The organism is Parvibacter caecicola, from assembly GCF_003725335.1.
Lineage (GTDB): Bacteria > Actinomycetota > Coriobacteriia > Coriobacteriales > Eggerthellaceae > Parvibacter > Parvibacter caecicola.
The window spans coordinates 203,526-230,482 of the sequence record NZ_QIBY01000001.1 but is presented as its reverse complement, the minus strand read 5'-3'; the positions used below and the strand labels follow the sequence as shown (position 1 = coordinate 230,482).

The following is a 26,957-nucleotide window of genomic DNA, read 5'->3' as shown; positions in this document are numbered from 1 at the left end:
CGGAATAGAACAACATGGTTCTTCCTTTCTCTCGTGGTTAAAAGATGATAATCACTATAGCTTTATTTCCTAACAATTACCAGCAAAAGCATCATTTTTATGACAAATTTTGATAGCTCATTTTTCTTTTACTACAAAAAGTTTTGGACAATTTGCTATAAGATGATTACCTTATTGTTCCTGTGCAAGTTTGCCGCAATGGACTCGACAGGAATCTGGGGGGATGCTCTGATGGTGGTTGCGGGTTTGGTGGGACAGTTACGCGGCGCTCTGCCGTGGATGGCGGGTGCCTCTGCGGTGGCGGCGTTGGCTGCCCAGTTGCTTGTGGAATGGGGAGGCGCGCCAAGCGCTTTCGGAGTGCTGGTTGCCTTTGCGGCCGCTTTGGCGCAGGGGGCGCTATTGGCGGCCGCCTCGGCGAAGGCGGGCGAAGCGGTGCGCGGCGCGGAGGGCCTCCATGGGCGGCGGCGCTGCTTGGGAATCCCCCTGCGGGCGCTGCCCGCCATTGCGCTGCTGTTCGCCGTCACCGGTTTGGCGGCCTGGGGCGCCCACGGGCTGCTGGGCTTGGTGCCGGGGGCGCTGGGGCATCTGCTGTGCCTTGCCGTCGACGGGCTTTTGGGTTTCGCGTTTCTGGCGGTTGCGTTCGCGCTCTGCGCTTGGGCGCAGCGTCCTTCGGCCTTGGGGCCTGGGGGAGCAATCGCAGGCCGGGGCGGCTCGGTCGTGGGCTCTTCGCGGAAGATGGCGCGGGCCGCGCTTTCGTGCCTCATGTCCTTCTTGCTGGCGTTTTCGCTTCTGGGCAGCAGTTTTCCCGCCTGGGCTGACGAGGCGTCCGCCGTGCCGTCGGCCCAGGAGCCGCCCTTGGCTCAGGGCCTCGGCGAGGAGGGCGATGCCTCCGAAGGCGCAGATGGCGACGGGGAGGCTGAGGACGCCGTCGATGGCAACGCTGCCGCCGACGAAGTGCGGGATGATGGGTTTCTGGCCGGCGGCGAAGCGTTGGGTGATGAGGCTTCGGCGGAAGGCTCGGAAGCGGGTCCTGCGGCGCCAGATAGCGCCGGTGCCGAATCCGACGCTGTCGCGGATGATCCCAGCACCCAACCGGCGCGGATGCCGGTGGACTATTACGAGCAGCCGGAAACCGAGGGCCATCTGGTGTCCTATGACGGCGCTGCCGCCGTGTACAGTTTGGGCGACGGTCAGTACCGCACGGTGCTGGGCGGCGTCGACACCGCTTATATGGACGAGGACGGCGACGCGCGTGCCATCGACAACACGCTAGTGGCCGCGGAGGCGCCGGAACCGGTGGGAAACGCTTCGGGGCCATTGGTGGCCGAGGCTCGCACGTTGAGCTTGACGGTGCCGGATGCTGAAGGCCCCGCAGGGGACGAGGCGTCGCAGAATCCGGGCTCCGAGACCAGCGCCGCCGCCCCGGATGCTGACAGCCCCCTTGCGCGGGCCGCAGGTGCGGTGCCAGAGGCCTGGGAGCCGCGCTCCAACGGGGTACGGGTGCGCATTCCCTCCGACCTGGGGCCCCAGAGCGGCGTTACCTACGAAGGGGAAGGTTGGCGCGCCAGCTTAGCGCCGCTGGAAGGGGATTTCAGCCGGCCCGTCGCGCAAGGCGAGGCGGTGCGCTTCTCCGATGTGCTGCCCGGCGTTGACTGGCAGTACACCATGCTCGGCTCCCTGGTGAAGGAAGACGTGGTGCTGCAGCGGCCGGTGGAGCCCTTCCAGCTGCGGGAGGCGCTGTGCCTGTCGGAGGACCTGACGGCGGTGGCCGAGGGCACGGGAATCGCCGTCTACCGCACGGCCGATTTGCGGACTGCAGCCAAGGCAGAGATAGAACCTCTGCCCTACGATAACGGTGCGGAAGCGTTGGTGCCGGACGCGGCGAGCGAGGACAGCGCGTTAGCAACGGATGGCACCGGTGCAGAAGCGTTCGCGTCCGACGGCGTGGGCGACGGTTCATCGGCGGTTGATGGCGAAGATGGCACGGAAAGGCCGCGGCCGGTGCTGGTGCTTTCGGCTCCCTTGGCCACCGACGCCGCCGGCGAATTCGACAACCACTTGCAGCTGGCGCTGGAAGAGGCGGGCGAGGGGCGCTACCTGGTGGAGGTGCTGCCGGATTGGGAGTGGCTGTCCGCCCCCGAGCGGGCCTACCCGGTGCGCATCGACCCTGCAGTGGACATTGCCCCTTCGGCCATGCGGGTGACCGTGGCCGAGCAGTACGCCCCCAACGTGCACATCTCCGAAGACGGCTACGCCTTCGCCGGCTTCGACGACGGCGTGAAAACCGGGTCCGGCGCCTTCCGCGACGGCGAGGGGCTGGGCATCGGCCGGGTGTACATCGCCATCCAGTACAACTTCAAGAACATCATGGACGAGGCCCGCATCGACTCCGCCACGCTGGATTTGCACCAGCGCTGGTACTACAGCGGCGGAAAAACGGAGTTCGGCCTGTACCGCAATCTGGCGAAGTGGGATTTCGACACCCTCACCTGGAATACCCAGAAGAACATGGGCCACGAGTTCATCTGTTCCCGAAACGCCTTGAAGAAGAGCGGCTACATCCAGTTCGATGTGCGCACGCCGGTGGCCAACTGGATTGCCGGCGCCTGGCCCCAGAACGGGCTGTGCGTGAAGGCGCTGGACGAGCGCAACATGCAGTGCGAGATCTTCGACCAGCGCACCACTTCCTATCCGCCCAAACTGTCCATCGATTGGACCATCCCCGATCCGGTGCCCGACAGCACCTCCATCAACGCCACCACCGCTACGTTGCGGCCGGTGGCGGAGGCGGACATTTCGGGGAAGCTGCGCTTCGACGGCGCCTTTGCCGACGGGGTGGCCCAGCCGCGCTCGATAGTGGCCTACGAACTTCTGCGCGGTTCGACGGTGGCCGACGGCGGCGGGGCCTACGCCAGCCGCAGCTACCAGTACCCCAACTCCAGCAGCTGGGAGGGCAGCCTCCCCAACGGAACCAAGTACCGGGACAAGCTGTCCAACTGGCAGAGTAAGCTGTTCACGGGGCTTACGGAAGACACCGTGTACCAAATTCGCGCCCATGCCGAAAGCGGCACCGCAGTGGGCAAGCACGCCACCACCGACAAGTTTCTGGTGTACCGGGCAACGGCGAAGGACACGCTGCCCTCCATCGCGGCCCACTACGGCACCACCACCGACCAACTGGCCCGCAACAACGGCGTGCAGGACATGCTGGTGGTGGGCGGCAACACGCTGTTCGTGCGCAACCCCAAAACCACCGCCCGCTATGCCCCCAAGGCGCTGTCCGATGCCCAGAAGCGCCGCATCGACAGCGCCCTCATGGGCCGCAACATGCACTGCGAGTACGGGTTCGAGCCAGTGAACCTGAACACCGGCAACTTCACCATCGAGACGGTGGACGCAACGCTGGCGGGCATCGAGGAGGATTTGGAGCTGGCCCGCAGCTACAACGCCATGGCCGAGCAGTCCCCCTCGGTGTTCGGCCCCGGATGGGCCAGCCCCTTCGACGAGCACATCGGCCTGGAGGAAAGCGGCGCCGTGGCCTTGAGCTGCGGCGATGGGAAAACCTACTGGTTCGACCCCGCCGGCGGCAATCGCTTTTCCTGTGCGCTTTTGCCCGGCGCGGTGATGGAGCGCATCCCCTACAAGAGCGGCAGCCGCACCCTGTACAAATGGGAGGCCCGCTACCGCGACGGCAGCAGTGCCCAGTTCAATTGCAACGGCCTTCTGGTTTCGCGAACTTCCGCCACGGGATTGGTCACAGCGTTTTCCCGCGATAGCCTGGGGCGGCTCACCGCCATCAAGACGCCCGAAGGCCAAACCCTCGCCGTCACCTGCAACAGCGAAGGGCTGATCACCGCCATCCGGCTGCCCGACGGCACGAAGCTGGCTTACGGTTACACGGCGGGCCGCCTTACGTCCTTCACCGACCAGGCGGGCAACAGCTGCCGCTACGTGTACGACGGCGCCGGCCGCATGATCGCCCGCTACGACCGCGCCGGGCGCCGCGTGGTGCAGAACAACTACGACTCCGCTGGGCGCGTGGTGCGCCAATGGGACGCCGAGGGCAACGCGTCCGCGCTGCAGTACGGCAACGGCTGGACGAAGGCCACCGATGCCTGCGGCAACGTCACCACCTATCGCTACGACTCCTATGGCCGCACCACCGCCGTGGAATATCCCGACGGCACCGTTGCCAAGCGCAGCTACGACAAGGCGGGAAACCTCGCTTCCGACGAGAACGGCACTTATGGCTACGACAGCGCCGGGCGCATGGTGCGCCAAACCACCGTGGGCGGCCGCACCACCCGCTGGGCCTACGACGGCAAGGGACGGCTTGTCAGCCGCACCGATGCGGACGGCTCGCTGTGGCGTTGGGAGCGCAACAGCGCCGGCCATGTTACGGCGGAGGTGTCCCCGGCCACGGGGCGCACTGCCTACACGGTGGACTCCTACGGCCGCCAAACATCCGCCACCGATGCCGACGGCGTGAGGGAAACCTACACGTGGAGCGGTGCCCTGCTGCGGTCGCGCACCACGGCCGCCGGCACCACCACCTGGGCTTACGACGCCATGGGTCGGCCGGTGAGCGAAACCGCCCCCGACGGCTCGGTTACCCGCCGCGCCTACAGCCCCACCGGCGAGCTTGTGTCCGAAACCGATGCTTGCGGCGCCACCACCGCCTACGCGCTGGACCCGGAAGGGCTGGTGCTTTTCGCCACCGACGCCCTGGGGCAGCGCAGCAGCTTCGCCTACGACCGCTGCTGCCGCATGACCGCCGCCACCGACGCCGCTGGCAACACTTCCCGTTGGGCCTACGACGGCTGCGGCAACGTGGTGGCGGAAACCGACGCTGCCGGTGCCACGGTGCGCTACGGCCGCGACAGCCGCGGCCGCGTAGCCTGGGAAGAGGACGCCCTGGGCAACCGCACTTCCTACGAGTACGACGCAAAGGGGCGCGCCGTCGCCGTAACCGATCCTCTAGGCAACCGCTCCACTGCGCAATGGGATGCGGATTTCGATGTGGCCGTGGCGGAAACCGACCCCATGGGCAACGTCACCTTGCGGGAAGCGGGGGCCCTGGGGCAGGTGCTGCGGGAGGTGAGCGCCGACGGCTCGGAAGAGGCGGCCGAATGGGGGCCGGGCGGCACGCTGCTGGCCTCCACCGACGGTGCCGGCGCCCGCACCGCCTACACGTGGACGGCGGCGGGGCGCTTGGCGAAGGTGGACCGGGAAGGGGCCGTTTGGGCCTTCTGGTGGGATGCCGCCGGCAATTTGGCCGAATCCGTGGCCCCCAACGGCAACCGCACCGCCTACCAGTGGAGCGCCGCCGGCCAGCTGACCGCCGCCGACGACGATGCGGGTCCGGTGGGGCGCTGGGGCTTCGACCGTTGCGGCCGGCAGGTGTGGGAGGAGGACGGCCTGGGCCAGCGCTCCGGCTACGAGTACGACCGGCTGGGCAACCTGGTGGCCGCCACCGATGCCGCCGGCAACCGCACCGTTTACCAGTGGGACGCCGCCGGGAACCTCATCGCTGTGACCGCTCCCAACGGCGCCCGCACTGCTGTGGCCTACGACGCCGCCGGCCGCCCCGTGCAAATCACCGACGCGCTGGGCAACAGCCGTTCTGCCGCCTACGACGCCGCAGGCCGCATGGTGGCCGTCACCGACGCGCTGGGCAACGAAACCCGCTACAGCTACGATGCGGCCGGCAACCAGGTGGAGGCCGCCCATCCCGACGGCACGACGGAGGCCTGGGGCTACGATCCCTGCGGCAACGCCGTTTCCGCCACCGACGCGCTGGGCCGCACCACCATGCTCGAATACGACGCCATGGGGCGCCTTGCGGCCGCCTCCGACGAGGAGGGCCCGCTGCTTACGGCCGCCTACGACGGGGAGGGGCGGGTTCTGGCCTCAACCGACGCCCTGGGGCGCCAGTGGCTGTGCCGTTACGACGAGTGGGGCAACCTATGCGAGGTGGAGGCGCCGGGCGGGGCGGTGCAGCAGTGGCAATGGGACGCTATGGGCAACCTGGTCCGCTACACCGACCAACGGGGCGGCGCCTGGGCCTACGCTTACGACGCCCGCGGCCAGATGATCTCGCAGCTGAGGGAAGTGGACGGGGCGCTTGAGCTGTTCGCCTACGACGGCGCCGGCAACCTTGCCGCCTTTACGGACCCCTTGGGCAACCAAGAGCGCTACGAATGGGACCCGCTGGGGAACTTGGCGACCGTCGTGGACGCGCAGGGCGCGCGCACCGCCTACCAGTGGGACGCCGCCGGCAACCTGCTGGGGGAAACCGACCCGCTGGGCAACCAGACCACCTACGGCTACGACCTACTGGGCCAGCTGGTGCAGGCGGTCAGCGCCGAAGGGGCCCAGGAAACATGGGAGTGGGGCGCCCAGGGCCTGCCGGTGGCCCACACTAACCCCTTGGGCAACCGGGAAACCTGGGAATGGGACGCCCTCGGCCGCCTCGCCGCCGCCACCGACCTTTCCGGCGCCCGCACTTCCTACAGCTACGATGCGGCGGGAAACGTGACTGCGGAAACGGACGCCGCCGGCAACAGCGCAACCTACAGCTACGGCTACCGCGACCAGCTGACTTCCCGCACCGACCGCACCGGCGCAACGTGGGAATACCTTTCGGACGCCGCCGGCCGTACGGTGCAGGTAACCTCTCCGCGGGGGTTGGTGACCCAGCTAGCCTGGGACGACGCCGACAACTTGGTTTCCGCCACGGACAACCTGGGGCGCGGCGGCAGCTGGGCCTACGACGCCGCCGGCAACCTGACGTCCGCCACCGACGCGCTGGGCAACAGCGAGCAATGGGAATGGGACGCCGCCGGCAACCTGACGGCCTACGTGAGCGCCCTCGGGGCGCGGGAAACCTACCGCTGGGACGCGGCGGGCAACCTTTTGGAAGCGGCGGGGGCCGCGGGCGAGCGCACTACCTACACCTGGAGCGCCACCGGCGAACTGCTGGCACAGGCAGGGCCGGAAGGGGCCCGCATCTGGGAATACGACGCCGCCGGCAACCCGGTGGCCAGCACCGACGCCCTGGGCAACCGCACCGCATGGGAGTGGGACAAGGACGGCCGCCCCGTGGCCGAAACCTCTCCCACAGGCGCCGTAACCGCCTTCACCTGGGACGCCGCCGGCAATTTGGCGGCAGTGACGGACGCCCTGGGCAACGTGTCCCGCGCCGAATACGACCCCATGGGGCGAATAACCAAAGCCCTGGGCCCCACCGGCGCCGAAACGCTTTACGGCTACGACGCCCTGGGAAACCTCACCTCCGTCACCGACGCGCAGGGGGCTGAAACCTCGTACGGCTACGATGCCGAAGGGCGCCTTTCCCAGGTTACCGACGCCCTGGGGCGCACCACCCGCTACGGCCGCGATGCCGAGGGCGGCCTCACCTCGGTGGAGGGCCCCGACGGCACCGCGGAGCAGTTGCAGCTGGACCCGGCGGGCCGCGTGAGCGCCATGGTGGACGGCGCCGGCAACGTGACCGCGTACCGCTGGGACGAGCTGGACCGCCTGGTGGAGAAGAGCTACCCCGGCACCGAATACGCACCTGTGACGTATAGCTACGAGGGCGCCGGGCAGGGCTTCTCCGTCCGCAGCGACTCCGTGGGCGAAGCCGGGCGCGAATACGACCAGCTGGGGCGCCTTGTCGCGGAAACCGACGCCGCCGGACGGCGCATCGGCTATGAGCGGGACGAAGCTGGCCGCCTGGCGGTGCTGGAATACCCCGACGGCACGAAGGTGCGCTATTCTTACAACGAGGCGGGGCAGCTTGCGCGGGCGGATGCGGCCGACGGCGCCTATCTCTACGAATACGACGAGGAGGGCCGTCCGGTGCGCCTGACGCGCCCCGACGGCACGGTTACCCGCTGGGCCTACGACGCGCTGGGCCAGGTGACGGAAGCGGTCACCGAAGGCGCCGGCGGGCAGCCCTTGGCCGCTTTCGCCTACTCCTACGACGCCGACGGCAACCCGGTGGCCGAGCGGTCTTCCGTGGTCCAGCCGGACGGCACCTCCCGGCTGCGCAGCCGCGCCTACGCCTACGACGAAACCGGCAAGCTGACCTCGTTCGAGGAGCGCGACGGAAATGAGCAGCTGCTGGTGCGCGAGGCCTACAGCTGGGACGCCGCCGGCAACCGCACCGCCATCGCCCGCACGGCGGGGGAGAACCCGGGGCAGATCCTTTTCGCCTACGACGAGGCCAACCGCCTGGTGGCCAAGAGCGGCGCTGACGGCGCGGCCTCCTATTCCTACGACCGTGCCGGGCGCCTGGTTTCCGCCCAAGAAGAAGGCGGCCAGGAGCGCACCTTCAGCTACGGCGCCGAAGGCCGGCTGGCCGCTGTGCGCGAGGGCGGCCGCGTGCTGTTCGCCGCCGTGTGGGACGGCGATGGCAACAAGGTGGGCCAGGCCTCCCTCTACCACACCGACGAAGTGGAAGTGGTTCTCACCGAGGGCGCTCCGGCCGGTACGGCCGAGGCGGCTACCGCGGGCCAGCGGCCCGCGCCAGATGCGCATGAAGTTCCGATATCCATCGTAGGGCAGAGATTCATCTCTGCCTCAGCCGCAGCACCGATGGGTGCTGGGCTCTCCAGTGCCATAGCAGCCACCGCGAACATCGCCAGCCGCAGTGACGCCGCCCCCGTGTCCGAGACCGCCGGGCCGAATCGCGCGCCCTGGCCGTTGGCATTGCTGCTGGCCCCCAACCCCGCCGCCATGGTGCGGGCCCTCACGGCGCTATTGCCCCCTGGCGGCGACGAAAACAACACCCATTTACCGAAGGACAACAAAGGCAACCCCGCCGCCTCATCGCCGGGCGCCCTCGCGGCCCTGCTGCCCCAAGCGGGCCTCACTCCAGTGGAGGTGGCCCAAGTGGCAGGGCAGGTGACGCTTGCCAGCGATGTGGCGGCAACCCGCAAGGCCCTCGAAGGCGGCGCGGCCGCGAACGCGCCGCCGCAGGCCGGCGCCCCCGTGCCGGTGGAGAACCCCTACGTGCAGGAGCGCTGGGAGCTGGCGGAGTACGCCACGGCGTCCGCCCTGGGGGACACCTCGAAGGCCCTCTGGCGCTCGTCAAGCGCCACCGGCGCTTCCCAAAACCTCCTCTACGGCGAGGGCCAGGCGCTGCTGTCCTCCCTCCCGTCCAATGCGCTGCCGCAAATCGCCCCCGGCGCCGCGAATGCCGATGGCGCCTCAGCCGCTGCCAGCCCGTACGGCTTGGCCGAGGACGCCCTTACCGAAACGGCGCTCACCGGCACCGGCGCCTCTTACTACCTGGATGATGGCCGCGGCTCAGTGGCCGCCCTGCTCGCCGGGGGCGAAGTTGCCTCCGCCTACGCCTACAGCCCCTGGGGCGAAGCCTCCGGCGCGGGCGAGCTGCCCTTCTTCGGCTACAACTCCCAAGAGCACGTGGGCGGCGGCACGGCCCTCCAGTACCTGCGCGCCCGCTTCTACGACGCGGCCCAGGCGGCGTTCCCCACGGCCGACACGTACCTGGGCGACGCTTCCGACCCCGCCACCCTGAACCGCTACGCCTACTGCGCCGGCAACCCCGTAACCTACAGCGACCCCACCGGCCACGAGCGCTTCTCCAGCCAGAAACAGCGAAACAGCTGGCTGAAGAACAACTCCGCCAAGGGTAAGACGCAGAAGCTCAACACCAAACTTGCCCTGAAGCACCGAAAGTCGCCGCTGAGCACGGGGATGAACAATCTTGCGCTCAGCATGTCCAAGCTCCCCCTGTGGAGTGGGGTGGCGGCGCGGGCGGCACGAGTATCGTCTGGGACCCCGAAAGCATCCCAAGCTTTTCGCACTGAAATGCCGGGGCTCGTCACGCATGTCTCTTTGACGCCGAAATCCGGTAGCCAGAAGAAGGTTTCGTCTTCTTCGTCCTCAAAATCGCTGTGGGGCGGTGCCAGGTCCGGCAGCCTGTTCCCCCATGTGGTGAGCTACAGCCAGTCTCAGGCCCAGAAGATCCGCGGGAACTACTGCAGTAAGGATATGAAGCACATCGGGGCGCAGACGCCCGAACCGGTCAAGATCGCGCTGAACGTAACCCATACCGTCCTTGATCTGCTGGGGATACCTCCTGCTATTGGGTCGGGTCCCGATTTGATTAACGCATTGATTTACTTCGCTGAGCGAAATGACTTCGAAGGGGTTTTGTCCCTTGGCGCCACCATTCCATTTGCCGGAGATTCGGCTCAGATTGGTCGACTAGGGGCCAAGTACGGCGATGACGTTGTTGATGCCGTTGGGGGCTTAATTAAAAACTCGAATCATACTGCCGATGAAGTTGCAAAGGGCGCTGACGAGGCCTTTGACTCCATTCTAACGGCTGATAGGGTTGGCGATTTAGACGATGGTTTTCTGCCTGGAGAAGTTGCTGACTCGGGAGTATTGCGCACGGCTTTGAAGAAGGCCGGCATTCAGCCGCCAAAATACGCAAACGCAGCACACCATATTGTGGCGGGCGCCGATGCGCGAGCTGCGGAATCTCGAAAGCTGCTAGAAAAGTATCATATCGGAATCAATTCCGCATCAAACGGAGTGTTTCTTCCGTACAAGGATGCTGGGCTTTTAGCAAGTTATCATCCGTCGGTCCACACTGACTATTATTACAGGGATGTACAGGAGCGGCTTATGAAGGCGGAGAAACGCGGAAAAAATTTTAACGACAAAAAAGACTCTATCATTGCGGAGCTTCGGAGAATTAGATACGACCTAGAAAGCGGAAAATACAAGGGAGGAGAGCAATGAGGGTATGGCGGATTGACGCGAGCAAATCAAACAAGGATCTGCTGCTTCGCAGCGAGGGAGCGCCGTATGGCTCGATGCCGGAGTTTGACGGGAACCGGTTGGAGAAATGCGGCAACGACATTCCCTTGGAGAGGAGGAGAAAACTAAGAAACGACCTGTACACCTACGACCCGGCGGCGTTGATCGTGAGCGACAAAGCGCACTCGGTGCTTGCCGGCTGCATTGAGGAGTCCGCGCAATGCATCAAGCTGGACCTCGATGGCCAAGTAGCTTGGCTGGTGAATGTGACTACCGTGATAGATTGCCTGACCTCCGAATCGGACATTGTGGCCGATTCGGATCGGGGGTTCACGTGGATCAGGTACGTGCGGCAATACGAGCTAGACGAGACATTGGTGTCGGGGGCGTCGCTTTTCAAAATCAAGGGCATCGAGACCAAGGGGTGCTTTTGCACCGACCTCATTGTGTCAAGGGTCATCGAGGCCGGGCTCAAGGGCTTTTACTTCAGCCTTGTCTTCGACTCAAGCGCCCCACGTGGGCTTATCAAGTTCGAACGGATTGTTCCCATCGGGGATTTCTATATTGAAAGCGGCAAGAGGGGCAAGGCCTGCCTGCCGCGCGAGAACCCCGAAGCGTTCGGTCAAGAACTTGTGCCGTTGAGGAAGCCGACGGCTTCGGCCGCCGAGCGAATAGAGCCATCGGGCCCTTCCGCGGAAGGGCCCGAGCCCGCCCCTTACGACGGGCCGGCGCTTGACGACGACATCCGGGCGGTGCGGGAGGAGGCGCTGGCCTCCCTGCCCGGCTTGCCGGCCGCGGCGGGCGAGCTCTCGGGCGGCCCCTGCGGGGCGCTCGGCTCGCGCGTGTGCGGCTCGCCCGCCATGCTGCCGGGGGAGGAGTGGCCGGAAGGGCCGGGCGGCGAGCCCCTGTGCTTCCTGGCGCAGCTGGACATGGCGGACCTGCCGCCGCTGCCCGGCTTCCCGGAAAAGGGGCTGCTGCGCCTGTTCGTGGGCGAGGGGCCGGAGTTCGGGCTCGACCCCTCCGACATGGCGGCCCAGGCGGGCTTCCGGGCCCTCTGGGCCCCCGACCCCGAGGGCGCGGCCCTGCGAGCGGCCCCCGAGGAGGCGGAGGACGGCCTGGGATGGGGCGACGGCCCCTGGGCCATGCGATTCGCCGGTCCCTTCGAGTCCAGGCCCGACGACGTGGACTTTCGTGTCGAGGGCGCCTTCGCGAAGCTGTGGAACGCCGCCCATCCGGGCCTGCCGGTGGGCCGGATGCACGACGACGCCGACCGCTACGCCTCGGACCCCGGCCTCACGTGGAACCTCTCCTCCAGGGAGGGCGCGTCGGCGGGCGGGCCGCCGGCGGTGCAGGTGGGAGGCTACCCCGTCTTCTGCCAGGACGATTGGCGCAACTGGGAGGAGCGCTACCGCCCGTACGACACGTTGCTGTTCCAGCTGAGTTGCGACTGGGACCGCTGGATAGCCATAGGCGACGGCGGCCGCATGTGCTTCCTCATCCCGTCGGAAAAGCTCGCCGCCGGCGACTTCTCCGACATCATGTACTGGTGGGACTGCGGCTAGGGCCCATGATGCGGGGCCAGGGAGCTGAGATGGCGTTTGATACCGCAGCGACAACGCGCAGCCATGGTGTCATCGGGGGGCAGCATGCCAAAGCGCTCCGGAAAGGGGATAATTCTATGAAGAAGCACGAACGACCTTAGGAATAAAGATGCTGTGGAAATGGATTAACGTAGTGTGGGACAGGACGGTGGACCCGGAGAAGAGGAAGAGGCTTCTTCTGGACGGCGTGGACCCGGCGGAGGCGGATGCGCAACTGTACGGTGAGGCCGCGACGGAAAGAGGCCCGTTCAACATCATGTCCACTTGCGTCACCGGCATGATCCAAAGGCTCATGGCCCCTGTGAGAAACGACAGGTTCCACCTCCTTACGATTAGCTGCGACAGCTACTCCGAGGAAACCTCCGTCTCGTGCTACGACGGCTACTGCCAGGTGAGCATCCCGTGGGATCTCTCCGGATTCTATGACCTCGATGACTACCAGAAAAAGAAGGTCATTGTCGACATCGTCGAGGCCGGCCTTGATGTTCTGGAGGCGAACGGCATCGTCCCCGTCGCATCCCCCAGGAAGGCCTGCGCCATCGTCAGGGAAGTTGGGTACCAGAGCATCTGGGTGGTCAACGAGAAGAGGTCTGCCTCCAAACTGAAGGCCAGCGCGATTGCGGACAGCAATACCGAGCGGCTCTTGGTGTGGCTTTACGTGTTCGGCAAGGGCGGTCAGATGATGGGCAGGTTCCTGATGGCCGAAACCGGGCCGGAGATGGTCCATGTTAGGAACAGCTACGCGAAGTCCATGGCGTGGACGGGGGAGGCGCTGTCGATCACGTCGGAGGATGGCTTCGGGTTCGCATGGGACCCCTCTTTCGATTGCCCGGGGTTCCGTTTCTACGAGATAGTTCCCAGGGAGAGGGCCGGGGCGATAAGGCTGGGGATGCCCTCCTGCATTGCAGGGAGAAGGGTTGGAGCCCTGGCGGTCGAAGAGGCGTCAGTGAATGGCTTGGTTCGTCGGCAGGTGTACGAAGGCGTAGAGCTCGGTTTCGACGACAACCAAAAATGCACGTCGATCGTCTTCGGGGCGGGGTCCCATCCTCGGCTCAGGGGCGCCGAGCTGATCGGCCTCTCCCGGCGGGAGGTGCGCGCCTTGCTCGTGGCCGAGGGCGACGACCCGATCGATGAGCCCGGGCTCGTCTCGTCGCCGGCCCTTGGCGTTTCGGTTGGCTTCGAGGGGGCGGGGGAGGATGCGAGGGCCGTTAAAGTGACTGTGAGCTAATGGCCGGTGCCTCGCATGTTGAGATTGAAGGATGAGCAATGATAAAGAAGGTTCTGATTGCTTTTGTTGCTTTGCTTTTGGCTGCTGCTGCTTATCTGGGGGTATCATGGTTTGCTCTAGCGCCCGTATACGATGAAATCATTGAGACGACGACGCTAGCCCCACGGGCCACTTTGGAGAAGCAGTCGGCTATTGAGTATTTTCGTCCCTTCAAGCTTGGCGAGGAGGGTTCTCTTCATGCAAAGGAGGATCTGATAAGGAAGTCCTCCCTTGTGTGGCCCGGGGGAGGCTCGATGAAGATTGGGTTCTACAGAGTTGTATTTGACGATGGCATGGTCCGTAAGAACTACGACATAGTCGAAGTGATCTGCGTTTTCGAGGACGGGCGGTTCAAGGTCGAGAAGGTGATCGCTCAGCCTTAGCGGTGCCTGTCTCCTGGCGGCAAGGCGCGGGCGCCGTGATGGGGGCGACTGCGCGAAATGCTGCCAGAGCTGGCTGGTACGAATAAGGGATTGCTTTCCGAAGAAGATGACTGGATCTGGAGAAAAAAATGAGGGTATGGAAAATCAAGCCCGCGCCCAGCAACAAGGACGAGGTGTGGTGGGACGAGGGGTCGCCGAGCGAGATAATCGGGCTATTGCGCGGTGCGAAGATCGAAGACACATCTATTTTCTGTTGGCTTGTAGAAAAGAAGCCCTTCAAAAAGGACCTTCATTGGTTCAAGCCTGGCGCGCCGGTCATCAGCGACAAGGCCTTCGGCGCCCTGGAAAGCCTGATAGCGCCCTATGTCCAGTTCGTTCGGGTTGACGTGGGGGGAGGGGCGTGGCTCGTGAACCCCATTGTCGTGCTGGACTGCCTGGGCCCGCTGGCGGACGTCAGCTACCTGTTCGACGACCCCAAGAGCCGTGCCATCAAAAAGGTCAATTCGTTCGACTTCGTTCCGGACAGGGTAACCGCCCCCATCTTCAAGATACGGGGCCTGGAGATAGGCTATTGCTTCTGCACCGACGAGTTTGTCGAGAAGGTGATGGCGGCCGGCCTGGAAGGGTTCCAGTTCGTCTTGGCCTGGGACTCCGAATGCCCTCCGGGCTCAATCAGGTTCTGGGGTTTTTTAGAGGTGGGCGACTACTACGTGAACAGCGGAAAGCGGGGCAAGGCCTGCCTTCCGCGGGAGAACCCCGACGCGTTCGGCCAGAAGCTGGTGCCGCTTGAGGAGCCGCCGGCCGCGCCGGCGCCCTCCGCGGCCGGGGGGCCCGCAGCTGCGGAGCATGCGGCCGTGGAGCCCGCGGCCCCGTCCGGGGCAAAGCCCGGGGCCGCCCCTTACGACGGGCCGGCGCTTGACGACGAGATCCGGGCGGTGCGGGAGGAGGCGCTGGCCTCTCTGCCCGCCCTGCCCGCCGCGGCGGGCGAGCTCTCGGGCGGCCCCTGCGGGGCGCTCGGCTCGCGCGTGTGCGGCTCGCCAGCCATGCTGCCGGGGGAGGAGTGGCCGGAAGGCCCCGGCGGCGAGCCCCTCTGCTTCCTGGCGCAGCTGGACATGGCCGACCTGCCGCCGCTGCCCGGCTTCCCGGAAAAGGGGCTGTTGCGCCTGTTCGTGGGGGAGGAGCCGGAGTTCGGGCTCGACCCCTCCGACATGGCGGCCCAGGCGGGCTTCCGGGCCCTCTGGGCCCCCGACCCCGAGGGCGCGGCCCTGAGGGCGGCGCCGGAGGAGGCGGAGGACGGCCTGGGATGGGGCGAGGGGCCTTGGGCCGTGCGCTTTGGCGGCCCGTTCCCCTCGCGCCCCGAAGACTTCGACGCCCGCGTCCAGTCCGCCTTCGCGGGGCTGTGGAACGCCGCTCATCCGGGCCTGCCGGTGTCCGGCACGCAGGACGTCGACCGCTACGCCTCGGACCGGTCGCTCCCGCTGGAGCTCGCCATCCAGGCCGGGGAGGAGGCGGGCGACCCGCCCGCGGTGCAGGTGGGCGGCTACCCCTCCTTCGTGCAGGCCGACGACCGCCGCTCCTGGGAGGAGCGCTACCGCCGCTACGACGCCCTGCTCTTCCAGCTCTCCTCCGACCACGGCCGCTACATCGAGGTGGGCGACGGCGGCCGCATGTACTTCTTCATCCCGTCGGAGAACCTCGCCGCCGGCGACTTCTCCGACATCATGTACTGGTGGGACGGAATGTAGGGCGCTTTCGCTCATCACTACATGGAAAGACCTTCCTGCGCTGTAATGCTTCGTGATTCCCGACGGTTGCATGGGCTCTGCAAGGGAGCCTACCGAAGTCGCGAAAACGCGGATACCACTGCATGTTTTGGCGACTTTGGTAGGCTTCTGCGCGTGTTTTCGCAGCTTTGATAGGGCGCGACGGAATTTCCGGTTTTACGAATCTGCAATACGTGGCGTTTCCCCAGTTAGAAACAGTCCTTGTTTCAGAATAACTGCCAGATGGGCAGCGAGAAACAGCGCGGGCCCTACCAAAGCTGACAAAATGCGTACCCAAGCGCAAAATTGCGACTTTGGTAGGGCCCGCATGCAATCTATCCGCATTGTCGGGAAGCAAGTCCCTCCTCACGCAACAGATGCAGAACGGAGCTCCAAGCCCCTATTCGGCAGCGATTTGCTGGCGGTGGGCCTCCTGGGCGCGGCGGATGCGCTCTTCGCTTGCCGCCATAGCCTCGGCGGCGCCGTCCCAATTCGGCAGCCGCTTGTCGCGGGCCGGGTCGAAGGCGCTGCGCAGCTGCCGCCCTTGGCGCTTGTGCAGGTCCTGGTCGCTGTCCGCTTGCCCCAAATCGTCGCGATGGCGCTCAGCGGCGCGCGGGTCGGCCTCGTCGGTCCAGATGGCCTCTGCCATCGGCGCCCAATCGGCCGCGGCGGGGCGGCACTTGTCCGCCAGCTCCTGGGCGCTTTCCTGCGACTGCAAATCGGTGCAGTGGGCGCCGGATTTCTCCACCATCTCCACCAGGCAGTCGGGGTTCTCCAGCATGGGGCACGGCCGCAGGAAGTTGTCGTTGAAGGGCTGGTTCTCGTAATACTGCATGAAGATGGGGGAGCGCAGGCAGTCCAAAAGCGACATATCGTGGATATTGGCGTTGGAGTAGTGGATGAACACGCAGGGCTCCACGTCGCCGGCCGCGTTGATGTGCAGGTAACGGCGCCCGCCGGCGATGCAGCCGCCCACGAACTCGCCGTCGTGCTGGAAGTCCAGCGTGAGGATGGGCTTGGTTTCCCGCACGTGGCGGTTGAACTCGTAGAGCTTCACCCGCTGCTCGGTGGTGGGCATGAGGGTTGTGGGGGCGTCTTTGCCCACCGGCATGAAGGTGAAGATCCAGGCGAACAGGGCGCCTTTGTCGATCAGCCAATCGAAGTACTCGTCGCTGGCCACGGAGTCGGCGTTGGCGGAGGTGTAGCAGATGGACACGCCGAAGGGCAGCCCGTGGGACTTCAGCAGGTCCATGGCCGCGTCCACCTTCTGGTACACGCCGTCGCCGCGGCGCCCGTCGGTGGCGGCCTCGTCCCCTTCGGCCGAGATGGCCGGCACGAAGTTCTTCACTCGCAGCATTTCCTGGCAGAACTCCTCGTCGATGAGGGTGGAGTTGGTGAAGCACAGAAACGCGCAGTCCGGGTGCTTCTCGCACAGGCGGATGAGGTCGCGCTTGCGCACCAGCGGCTCGCCGCCGGTGTAGATGTAGATGTGGCAGCCCAGCTGCTTGCCCTGGGTGATGATGGAGTCGATGGTCTCGAACGAAAGGTTCAGCTTGTGGCCGTACTCCGCCGCCCAGCAGCCGGTGCAATGGAGGTTGCAGGCGCTGGTGGGGTCGAGCAGGATGGCCCAGGGGATGTTGCACCGGTATTTCTCGCGCGCCTTCTCCTGCTTGCCCCAGGCGATGAGGTTGCCCTCCACCAGGAAGGTTTTCAGCAGGTCGTTGCGCACAGCGGGGTTCAGGGCCATCACGCGCATCAGCAGGTCGTACATGTTGTTCTTGTCCTCGATGACGCGGCGGAAGGCCTCGCGCTGGGAGGGGAACAGGGCATCGGGGGAGATGGCGTTCAGCTTGTCGAACATCGACTGCATGTGGTTTTCGGGGTCGTCACACAGATAATCCACCAGTTTGTTTGCCGTTGCGCGCATTGCGAAGTCCATGGGCCTCATGCGATCACTCCCTCGTCTGTTTCGTGTCTCCTTGGTCCTTCGGCGGTGTTGCCCGGGAAGTATTGGTTTAGTATGGGATTGACGTGGAGTTGTTTCGCTTTTGCGCCCTGCGTTGTTGGGGCGGGGATTGCATTCCGTTGTCCTTGCGAAAACTGCCTTGCGGGGGAGTTTTCGGCTGGCTGACAGAAATCATCAGTTAGGAAATAATCCACACCTATCCCGTAACTTTATGTGATTATAGGACTCACCTTTGCCCGCTGCAGTGACAGCTGGGAAACAAAAACTGACGGAAGCAGGCAGGAGCGCGCATGGAAAAGGCGGTTAAAAAGCTGGACCGACGGGTGGTGAAAACCCGCCGCGCCATTCGGGAGGCGTTTCGCCGCAAGCTGGAGCAGGGGCCCTTGAAGGCCATTACGGTGTCGGGGCTGGCCAGCGAGGCGGACATCGACCGCAAAACCTTCTACCTGCACTTCAGCTCCATCGACGATTTGGTGGACGCCGAAGTGCGCGAGCTTCTGGAGCACTTAGTGGCAGCGGCGCTGCGCTCGTCGGGGCAGCCAGGGGACGTCATCGATCTGCGCCGCGTGCTGCTGGCCTTCCGCGACCTCACCGAAGAGGACCCGGTGATCTACGAGCGGCTGCTGAACTCGGTGCCCATGGAGGCCATCATCGACATGGTGCAGCCGGCCATTTTCGAAGAGCTGCACGGCTCTGAGGCCGACGACCCCGAGCGCGCGCTGGCGGCCGAGTACCTGGCCCGCTACTACCTGGGTGGCGTGTTCTCGGTGTTCCTGCACTGGTTCAAGTACGACCAGGACACCCCGCTGGAGCAGCTGATAGCCACGGTGGAGCAGCAGGCGGGCGGCGCGCTGGCGTTCAGGCCCGTTGTGCTCCGCTGAGAAAAGCCGCCTTGCCAAGGGCGCTGCCAACCGCTAACATCTGGCTTTGTGCCCAAAGCGCACCCGTTTATCCAGAGTCGGGGGAGAGAGCTGGCTTTACGATCCCGACACCAACCTAAGGGGCGGCTCCCAAACGGCCCTCTTAAAGGTGGTCCGGCCAGCATCGATGAAGGAGGAGCTTCATGGAAGAGCGTTCCAACACGTATCTGTTCACGTCCGAGTCGGTGACCGAAGGGCACCCGGACAAAATGTGCGACCAGATTTCCGACGCCATTTTGGACGCCATTTTGGCGAAGGAGATAGAGCTTCAGGCCCAGGGCTACGTGGCCCCCGACGGCCAGCCCGCCGATGTGGATAAGGTGCGCTGCGCCTGCGAAACCCTCACCACCACCGGCATGGTGGTGGTGGCCGGCGAGATTCGCACCCAGGCCTACGTGGACGTGCCCGGCATCGTGCGGGAAGTGGTGGCCGACATCGGCTACGACCGCGCCAAGTACGGCTTCGACGCCACCACCTGCGGCGTGCTGAACGCCATCCACGGCCAGAGCCCCGACATCGCCCAGGGCGTGGACGAGTCGTGGGAGGCCCAGCACGGCCAGGCGGCCGACCCCTACGAGACGGTGGGCGCCGGCGACCAGGGCATGATGTTCGGGTTCGCCTGCAACGAAACCTCCACTCTCATGCCCATGCCCATTTACCTGGCCCATCGCATGGCCGAGCGCCTCACCGAGGTGCGCAAGAACAAAACGCTGGACTTCCTGCGCCCCGACGGCAAAACCCAGGTGACGGTGCGCTACGTGGACGGCAAACCCACCTGCGTCGAGAAGGTGGTGGTTTCCACCCAGCACGGCGAAGAGGTAGACCAGCAAACCCTGCGGGAGGCCATCATCGACAACGTGATAAACCCGGTGCTGGAAGCGGAAGGCGTGGCGCTGGCGGACGATGCCCAGATTCACATCAACCCCACCGGTCGCTTCGTGGTGGGCGGCCCCATGGGCGACTCCGGCCTCACCGGCCGCAAGATCATCGTGGACACCTACGGCGGCATGGGACGCCACGGCGGCGGCGCCTTCTCGGGCAAGGACTGCACCAAGGTGGACCGCTCTGCCGCCTACGCCGCCCGCTGGGTGGCCAAGAACGTGGTGGCCGCCGGCTTGGCCGACCGCTGCGAGGTGCAGGTGGCCTATGCCATCGGCGTGGCCAGCCCGGTTTCGGTGATGGTGGACACCTTCGGCACCAATCACGTGCCCGAGCAACAGATCCAGCAGGCGGTGGCCCAGGTGTTCGACCTGCGCCCCGGCGCTATCATCGACGCGCTGGACCTGCGTCGCCCCATCTATCGCAAAACCGCCGCCTACGGCCACTTCGGCCGCGAACTTCCCGAATTCACCTGGGAGAAGACCGATCGCGTGCAGCAGCTGCGCCAGGCCTGCGGGCTTGAGTAGCGGCGCCGGCCGATAAGGGGCTCCTTTGATTCAAACGGCCTCGGTCATACTGGACATTCCCACCCAAGCGCTGGACAGCCCCTACGCCTACGGGCTGGCGGACGGCTGCGCCGCCGACGGCGAGCCGGTTTCGGTGGGCAATGCGGTGCTGGTGCCCTTGGGCAGCCGCAAGGCGGTGGGCTTCGTGATCGCCGTGGACCGCTGGGAAACCGAGGCTGCCTGCCCGGTGGATCCCCGAAAGCTCAAGGGCGTGACACGGGTGCTGGCGGGCCCCTTCTTCGACGAGGAGGGGGCCGCGTGCGCCCAGTTTCTGGCGGACCGCTACATCGCGCCGCTTTCCGCCTGCGTGCGGCTGTTCACGCCGCCCGGAGGGGTGCCGCATCTGGTGAACGGCCCCCGCGGCCAGCGGCTGGAGGCGCCGGCGGTGGGGGAAGTGGAAGAGCGCTGGGCGGTGCTGACGGCGCCGGCGGAGGAAGCGCTAGAGCAACTTTCCAAAACCGCCGTGAAGCAGCGGCAGGTGGTGGAAGCGCTGGCGGCGGCTGGCGGCTCGCTGAACATGGGGCAGTTGAACCAACAGGTGGGCAGTGCTTCCGCCCCCTGCAAGGCGCTGGCGGACCGCGGGCTTGTTGCGGTGGAGGCGCGCCGCCGGATGCGCGGGGCGGCCGAAGCGCTGCCGGAAGGGGCGTCGGTGCAAGAGCCGCTGCCGCTTCTGCCCGATCAGCAAAACGCCCTGAAAGTGATAAACGAGGCCCGTGCGGCCCGCGACGGCTCGGTGGTGGTGCTGGACGGCGTCACCGGCTCCGGCAAGACGGAGGTGTACCTGCAGGCCATCTCGGCGGTGCTGGCGGAGGGGCGCACCGCCATCGTGCTGGTGCCCGAGATTTCCCTCACCCCTCAGACGGTGGGGCGCTTCCGCGCCCGCTTCGGCAACCGTGTGGCGGTGATGCACTCCCGCATGAGCGCCGGCGAGCGTTTCGACCAGTGGCAGTTCATCCAAAGCGGCGGGGCCGATGTGGTGGTGGGGGCCCGCAGCGCCCTGTTCGCGCCGCTGGCCAACGTGGGGCTTGTGGTTATAGACGAAGAGCACGAGAGCACCTACAAGCAGGAGAGCCAGCCCCGTTACCGGGCGGTGGACGTAGCGCTTTGGATGATGGAGCGGGCCGGTGGCACCGTGGTGCTGGGGTCGGCCACCCCTTCCATCGAAACGCTGGAGCGCCTGGGGCGCGACGGCCGCTGGCGCCGGGCCGCCATGCCACACCGCACCAACGGAAAGCCGCTGCCTCCCATCGAGGTGGTGGACATGGCCCGCGAGTTCTCGGCTGGCTCCCGCTCCATGTTCTCCGGCGCCCTCACCTGCGCCCTGGCCGACACGCTTGCCGCCGGTCGCAAAGCGGTGCTGCTGCTTAACCAGCGGGGGTTCGCGAAATTTCTGCTGTGCCGCGACTGCGGCTTCGTGCCCAGCTGCCCTTCGTGCGCCACCTCGCTCACGTACCACGAGGACGGCGCCAAGCTGGTGTGCCACCATTGCGGCTACAGCGCCCCGGTGCCGCCGAAGTGCCCGGAGTGCGGCTCGCCCTATCTCAAGAAGTTCGGCGCCGGCACCCAGCGGGTGGAAGCGGACCTGCGCGCCTTGCTGGACGCCATGCCGGAGGCGGGGCCCGAGGTGCCCATCATCCGCATGGACGCCGACACCACCCGTTTCAAGGGGGCCCACGAGCGGCTGCTGCAGGCCTTCGGCGCCCAACCCAGGGCGGTGCTTTTGGGCACCCAGATGATCGCGAAGGGGCTAGATTTCGACGATGTGGCCCTGGTGGGGGTAATCAACGCCGACACCCAGCTGAACCTGCCCGACTTCCGCGCCGCCGAGCGCACCTTCAACCTCATCGAGCAGGTGGCCGGCCGTGCCGGACGGGGGGACGTGCCCGGGCAGGTGCTGGTGCAAACCTACGAGCCCTCTTCGGCCGCCATCATGGGGGCCGCCCGCTACGCGCGGGACTGGTTCGTGGCGGGCGAGCTGCAAAAGCGGCGCCTTTTCAGCTACCCGCCCTACGTGCGCATGGCCAACATACTTATATGGGGCCCGTCGCTGGACGACGTGAAGGACGTGGCGGCCCAGCTGCACCGGCAGTTGGAGGTGCTGATCCGCGACCAGGTGGGGGACAGCTGGCAGCTCTTGGCGCCGGTGCCCTGCGTGCTGGAGCGGCTACGGGGGGCCTGGCGCTGGCACATCGTGGTGAAGTGCCCCCAGGGCAGCGACATCTCGCCTTTACTGCTGGGCTTTTTCCGCCAGCGAAAGGCGGACAAGCGGGCCAACGTGGCCGTGGACATTGACCCATTGGACTTGTTGTAGCCGTTTCTCTGTGGTAATGTAGATATTTGCGGCTTGCGCCCTACTATGGCGAAGCTGTGTCCATTTTCACAATAGAAAGGAGACAGCGTGGCGGATTCTTCTGCAAACGAGTCTCAAAGCACCGAAGTCCTTGAAGTGGAAGACGTCCTGGTGGACGACATCGACGATGAAGAGGACATCGCCCCCACCGGCAAAGAGGATATCGAGGCCGGTTCCGGCGATTTGAACGAAGAGAAAATCGAAGCGGGCCTGGAAGACGATGACGAGGAAAGCCTGCTGGACGGCATCCCCGAGGAAGAGCTGAAGGCCACCACCGATGTGGTGTTGCCCCGTGTGCGCGCCCGTGCGTCGGCCCGCAGCAGCCGCAAGCGCAACCCCGATGCCAACGTGACCATGCTCACCGGCGACCCGGTGCGCATGTACCTGAAGGAAATCGGCAAGGTGCCGCTGCTCACGGCCGCCGAGGAGATTGACCTGGCCATGAAGATCGAGGCGGGCGTTGCCGCCGGCGAGCAGCTGGAGGCCTCCGACAAGGCCGAGCGCGACCTGAAGATGGCCGAGGAAACCGGCCGCGACATCGAGGTGGACAAGAGCGTCATCCTCGACCGCCGCGAACGGCGCCGCCTGTCCCGCATCGAGCAAGTGGGCCTGGATGCCAAGCAACAGCTGATTGAGGCCAACCTGCGCCTGGTGGTGTCCATTGCCAAGCGCTACGTGGGCCGTGGCATGCTGTTCCTCGACCTCATCCAAGAGGGCAACCTGGGCCTCATCCGCGCCGTGGAGAAGTTCGATTACACCAAGGGCTTTAAGTTCTCCACCTACGCCACCTGGTGGATCCGCCAGGCCATCACCCGCGCCATCGCCGACCAGGCGCGCACCATCCGCATTCCCGTGCACATGGTGGAAACCATCAACAAGCTGGTGCGCATCCAGCGGCAGCTGCTGCAGCAGTTGGGGCGCGAACCCACTCCCGAGGAAATCGGCGAGGAGATGGGGCTTTCGGCCGAGCGCGTGCGCGAGATTCAGAAGATCTCGCAAGAGCCGGTGAGCCTGGAAACCCCCATCGGCGAGGAAGAGGATTCCCAGCTGGGCGACTTCATCGAGGACGACGCCGCTGTGGTGCCCCCCGACGCCGCCAGCTTCTCGATGATGCAAGAGCAGCTGGGCAAGGTGCTGGACGGCCTGGCCGAGCGCGAGCGCAAGGTGATCAGCCTGCGCTTCGGCTTGGAGGACGGCCATCCGCGCACGCTGGAGGAAGTGGGGCGCGAATTCGGCGTCACCCGTGAGCGCATTCGCCAAATCGAGTCGAAGACGCTGGCGAAGCTGCGGCACCCCTCTCGGTCCAGCCGCTTGAAGGATTATCTGGAAGATTAACCTCGAAGACGCCCGCTCCGCGGGCGTCTTTGCTGATAGCCCCCGAAACGCAATGGAGATGCCCATGACCGCACCTGCCCCCACCTTTGAATTCTTCGCCACCTGCCCTCCGGGGGCGGAGGCGCTGCTGGCGGCCGAGCTGAAGGCACTCGGTTGCAAGCGGGTGCGCCCCTTGAAGGGCGGCGCTGCCTTCTTCGGTGAAGCGACAACGGCGCTGCGCACCTGCTTGTGGTCGCGGCTGGCGGGCAATGTGACGCTGGTGCTGGGGCGCGTGGCGGCTGCCGATGCCGATCAGCTCTACGCCGGCGCGCGGGCACTGGATTGGGCCGCCATCCTGCGCAAGGGCGCCACCGTGGCGGTGAGCGCCAAGGGCACCAACGGCCAGCTGCGCAACAGCCAGTTCACCGCCCTCAAGGTGAAAGACGCCCTGTGCGATGCCCTCAGCCAGGGCGCCGGCTGGCGGCCGGACGTGAACCCCCAGGCCCCCGATGCCGCCATCGAGGTGCGGCTGCGGGACGAAAAGGCGGTGGTGTCGCTGAACCTCAGCGGCGCCTCGCTGCATCGCCGCGGCTACCTGGACGAGGCGGACGGGGCCCACGCCCCCCGCGCCATCGGCCAAGCGGCGGCGCTGCTGGCGCTGGCGGATTGGCCGCGCCTCTACCGGGACGGCTGCGGTTTCCTCGACCCCTCCTGCAACGAGGAGCTGCTTTTGGTGGAAGCGGCGCTGGCGGCCTTTGACGGCGCGCCGGGCATCAGCCGCAGCAGCTGGGGTTTCTTCGGTTGGGCCGCGTTTTCGCAGGATGCATGGGACGCCCTTTTGGCCGAGGCGGACGATCGCTTCGAGAAGGGCCTGCAGCAGGCGGAAGGCCTGCTGCGGCTGCTGGGGCTTTCGGCGTCTTCCCCCTCCATCGCCCGGGGGCGGATGCATGCCCGCCGCGCCGGGCTGGGCTGCAACGTGAGCGTGGAGCTGGCCGAAGAGGGGCGCCAGGAGGCGTTCCAGCGGCAGCTGGCGAAGACCGGCAACGAGGGCCGTTTGCTGGTGGCCTGGGCGCGCCCTTCCGACCATTCGGTGGAAGACGCCCGCGCCCGTGCCGAAGAGGCCGCCTTCGTGGAGGCCTGCCGCCTGGCGCCCCCGTCATCGGTGTTCGCCAGTGCTGCGGAAAGCGCCTTGGACCAGCCCTTCGGCAGCGCCCCTGAGGCGCGGGAGAACCTGCGGGCGGGCGACCAGCAGGCGGTGCTGGCGGTGCGCGCGGCCGCCCCTGCGGCCCTTGAGGCCATCCTGGTGCCCAGCCCTCACGGCGATGGGGAGCAGAAGGTGGCGGTGTACGACAAGGGGGCGGCCCAGTTCGCCAGTCGCCTTGCCAAGATGGCCCGCCAGCGGCGCAAGTGGGCCAAGCGGGAGAAGGTTTCCTGCTACCGCGTGTACGACCGCGACCTGCCGGAGTACAGCTGCTCGGTGGACGTGTACGAAGGGGCGGGGGAGAGCGCCGGCAAAACCTATTGCATGGTGGCCGAATACCAGGCGCCGAAGACCATCGATGCGGCCGTAGCGCGGCAGCGCTTCAGCGACGTGCTGGCCATTGTGCCGGCGGTGCTGGGGCTTCGCCCCGACCACGTGTTCTCGAAGGTGCGCAGCCACGGCAAGGGCGGTTCCCAGTACGCGGATGGCGGCCAGCGCAGCTACGTGGCCTTCACAGCGGAAGAGACCTTCCTACCCACCGCGGCCCCCCTGGCAACGGCCGTGGCAAAGCAGGGGCTGCAACTGTTCGGCCCCCAGAGCCGTGCGGAAGAGCGCGGGCTTTTCCGCGTTGACTTCACCTCTTACCTGGACACGGGGCTGTTCTTGGATCACCGCCTCACCCGCCAGCTGGTGGGGGCCATGGCCCGCGGCACCTGCTTCCTCAATTTGTTCGCCTACACCGGTGCCGCCACGGTGCACGCCGTTTTGGGCGGGGCTGCGACCACCACCACGGTGGACCTGTCCCAAACCTATCTGGATTGGGCGGCCGAGAACCTGCGGCTGAACGGCGCGGAGCCGGCTTTCGCCGAACGGAAGCCGCAACGGGGCCCTGGGGCGCGGGGTAAGGAAGCCAGCCCCCACCGTTTGGTGCGGGCCGACGTGCTGGCCTGGATCACCCAGGCGCGCCGCGAGCGCCAAATCTTCGACCTCATCTTCGTGGACCCGCCCACCTTCTCGAACTCGAAGGCCATGGGGCAGCGCAGCTGGGACGTGCAGCGCGACCACGTGGAGCTGCTGATCGGCGTCAGCCGTCTTCTGGCGAAGGGGGGCGTGGCGGTGTTCAGCTGCAACCTCAAGTCCTTCAAGCCCGCTGTGGAGGAACTTGCCCGCTACGGGGTGCAGCTGGAAGACATCACCGCGCTCACCATCCCCGCCGATTTCGAGCGCACGCCGAAGGTGCACCATTGCTATTTGGTACGGCGCAGTGCCGTTCGCGCAGATTAGGAAAAAACATCTTGCGCGAACGGACAGGTTCTGTATAATTCTTTCTTGCGCGTTTAACGAAGCGCCGCCCACATTCCTCGGTAGCTCAATTGGCAGAGCATCCGGCTGTTAACCGGAGGGTTGTAGGTTCGAGTCCTACCCGAGGAGCCATTTGAATTCCAAACCCGCAGTTCAGCGGGTTTTTTTGTGCCTTAATAAGGGCGTGACAGCCCCTGTCACGCCAGCAACAAGAGGGCGATTCCGGCGAACACCACGGCGAAGGCAAGGGCCCCGGCCACGTCGCGGGGGTAGTGCACGCCGCCGCGCACCCGCAGCAGCGCCAGCAACGCCGCAAATGCCAGCAGGCAAGCGCTCGCGGCCGGATACCCCGCCGCTCCCCACAGAAGCGCTATCAAGAAGGCCGAGAAGCAGTGGCGGCTGGGGAAGGAGTCGTTTTCTCCCTCGCGGGCTATGCGGGCCGGAGCTCCGCCGTTTTGGTAGGGGCGCGGCGCCCCTATGGCCCGCCGCAGCGCCGTTACCGCAAGAAAGCCCGCCGCGGCCACCCCGTAGCACAATGCGAGCGCAAAAAAGCGGCCCTGCGCCGCCAGGCAAATGCCCAGCAGCGCAAAGGCCGCGTAGAAAACCCAGACGATTAAGCGATTGGCGCTTTCCATCGCAATTAGCAGG

General features: G+C 66.1%; 12 protein-coding genes and 1 tRNA gene. 11 read left to right on the top strand and 2 right to left on the bottom strand.

Going from position 1 to position 26,957, the window contains the following annotated elements; all coding sequences use genetic code 11:
* Positions 1-231 precede the first annotated feature (231 nt).
* From DMP11_RS00965 to DMP11_RS00945, 5 genes are all read left to right on the top strand, one after another.
* The gene (locus DMP11_RS00965) at positions 232-10,779 is read left to right on the top strand and encodes an AHH domain-containing protein (RefSeq protein WP_123184619.1); all 10,548 of its coding nucleotides are present in this window, start codon (positions 232-234) and stop codon (positions 10,777-10,779) included.
* On the top strand, positions 10,776-12,359 hold the full coding sequence (locus DMP11_RS00960) for a YwqG family protein (RefSeq protein WP_123184618.1): 1,584 nt from the start codon (positions 10,776-10,778) through the stop codon (positions 12,357-12,359). The genes DMP11_RS00965 and DMP11_RS00960 overlap by 4 nt, the downstream gene beginning before the upstream one ends.
* 148 nt (positions 12,360-12,507) lie before the next feature.
* Positions 12,508-13,626 carry a hypothetical protein gene (locus DMP11_RS00955; protein ID WP_123184617.1) on the top strand — a complete coding sequence of 373 codons (1,119 nt, stop codon included), beginning with the start codon at positions 12,508-12,510 and terminating at the stop codon, positions 13,624-13,626.
* 38 nt (positions 13,627-13,664) lie between these two features.
* Positions 13,665-14,048, top strand: coding sequence for a hypothetical protein (locus DMP11_RS00950; RefSeq protein ID WP_123184616.1), 384 nt, complete (start codon positions 13,665-13,667; stop codon positions 14,046-14,048).
* A gap of 128 nt (positions 14,049-14,176) precedes the next feature.
* Positions 14,177-15,793 (top strand): YwqG family protein, encoded by a 1,617-nt coding sequence (locus tag DMP11_RS00945; RefSeq protein ID WP_123184615.1) that lies wholly within the window; start codon positions 14,177-14,179, stop codon positions 15,791-15,793.
* Between the two features lie 418 nt (positions 15,794-16,211).
* Here the strand turns inward: DMP11_RS00945 and DMP11_RS00940 are convergent, their stop codons facing one another.
* A complete protein-coding gene (locus DMP11_RS00940) occupies positions 16,212-17,738 on the bottom strand; it encodes a radical SAM/SPASM domain-containing protein (RefSeq protein WP_235869349.1) in 1,527 nt (508 codons plus the stop codon).
* Between the two features lie 329 nt (positions 17,739-18,067).
* On the opposite strand from DMP11_RS00940, the gene DMP11_RS00935 reads away from it, so the two are divergent.
* From DMP11_RS00935 to DMP11_RS00910, 6 genes are all read left to right on the top strand, one after another.
* Positions 18,068-18,658 carry a TetR/AcrR family transcriptional regulator gene (locus DMP11_RS00935; RefSeq protein WP_123184613.1) on the top strand — a complete coding sequence of 197 codons (591 nt, stop codon included), beginning with the start codon at positions 18,068-18,070 and terminating at the stop codon, positions 18,656-18,658.
* Positions 18,659-18,840: 182 nt separating this feature from the next.
* Positions 18,841-20,103 carry a methionine adenosyltransferase gene (gene metK / locus DMP11_RS00930; protein ID WP_123184612.1) on the top strand — a complete coding sequence of 421 codons (1,263 nt, stop codon included), beginning with the start codon at positions 18,841-18,843 and terminating at the stop codon, positions 20,101-20,103.
* Between the two features lie 25 nt (positions 20,104-20,128).
* Positions 20,129-22,453, top strand: a complete 2,325-nt coding sequence (gene priA / locus DMP11_RS00925) for a replication restart helicase PriA (protein WP_194950427.1) — start codon at positions 20,129-20,131, stop codon at positions 22,451-22,453.
* 87 nt (positions 22,454-22,540) lie between these two features.
* Positions 22,541-23,827 (top strand): RNA polymerase sigma factor RpoD, encoded by a 1,287-nt coding sequence (rpoD, locus tag DMP11_RS00920; protein ID WP_123184611.1) that lies wholly within the window; start codon positions 22,541-22,543, stop codon positions 23,825-23,827.
* Between the two features lie 64 nt (positions 23,828-23,891).
* Positions 23,892-26,291: a bifunctional 23S rRNA (guanine(2069)-N(7))-methyltransferase RlmK/23S rRNA (guanine(2445)-N(2))-methyltransferase RlmL gene (gene rlmKL / locus DMP11_RS00915; RefSeq protein WP_123184610.1), complete on the top strand. Its 2,400-nt coding sequence runs from the start codon at positions 23,892-23,894 to the stop codon at positions 26,289-26,291.
* A 74-nt stretch (positions 26,292-26,365) separates the two neighbouring features.
* Positions 26,366-26,441 (top strand) — tRNA-Asn (locus DMP11_RS00910).
* 65 nt (positions 26,442-26,506) lie between these two features.
* Here DMP11_RS00910 and DMP11_RS00905 read toward each other — a convergent pair.
* A complete protein-coding gene (locus DMP11_RS00905; protein WP_123184609.1) occupies positions 26,507-26,944 on the bottom strand; it encodes a phosphatase PAP2 family protein in 438 nt (145 codons plus the stop codon).
* Positions 26,945-26,957 lie beyond the last annotated feature (13 nt).

Bases quoted from the DNA above. Each gene is read 5' to 3' on its own strand.
- DMP11_RS00935 (WP_123184613.1), top strand. From the start codon at position 18,068: ATGGAAAAGGCGGTTAAAAAGCTGGACCGACGGGTGGTGAAAACCCGC.
- DMP11_RS00950 (WP_123184616.1), top strand. From the start codon at position 13,665: ATGATAAAGAAGGTTCTGATTGCTTTTGTTGCTTTGCTTTTGGCTGCT.
- rlmKL (WP_123184610.1), top strand. From the start codon at position 23,892: ATGACCGCACCTGCCCCCACCTTTGAATTCTTCGCCACCTGCCCTCCG.
- DMP11_RS00965 (WP_123184619.1), top strand. From the start codon at position 232: ATGGTGGTTGCGGGTTTGGTGGGACAGTTACGCGGCGCTCTGCCGTGG.
- DMP11_RS00960 (WP_123184618.1), top strand. From the start codon at position 10,776: ATGAGGGTATGGCGGATTGACGCGAGCAAATCAAACAAGGATCTGCTG.
- DMP11_RS00940 (WP_235869349.1), bottom strand. From the start codon at position 17,738: ATGCGCGCAACGGCAAACAAACTGGTGGATTATCTGTGTGACGACCCC.
- DMP11_RS00905 (WP_123184609.1), bottom strand. From the start codon at position 26,944: ATGGAAAGCGCCAATCGCTTAATCGTCTGGGTTTTCTACGCGGCCTTT.
- DMP11_RS00945 (WP_123184615.1), top strand. From the start codon at position 14,177: ATGAGGGTATGGAAAATCAAGCCCGCGCCCAGCAACAAGGACGAGGTG.
- DMP11_RS00955 (WP_123184617.1), top strand. From the start codon at position 12,508: ATGCTGTGGAAATGGATTAACGTAGTGTGGGACAGGACGGTGGACCCG.
- metK (WP_123184612.1), top strand. From the start codon at position 18,841: ATGGAAGAGCGTTCCAACACGTATCTGTTCACGTCCGAGTCGGTGACC.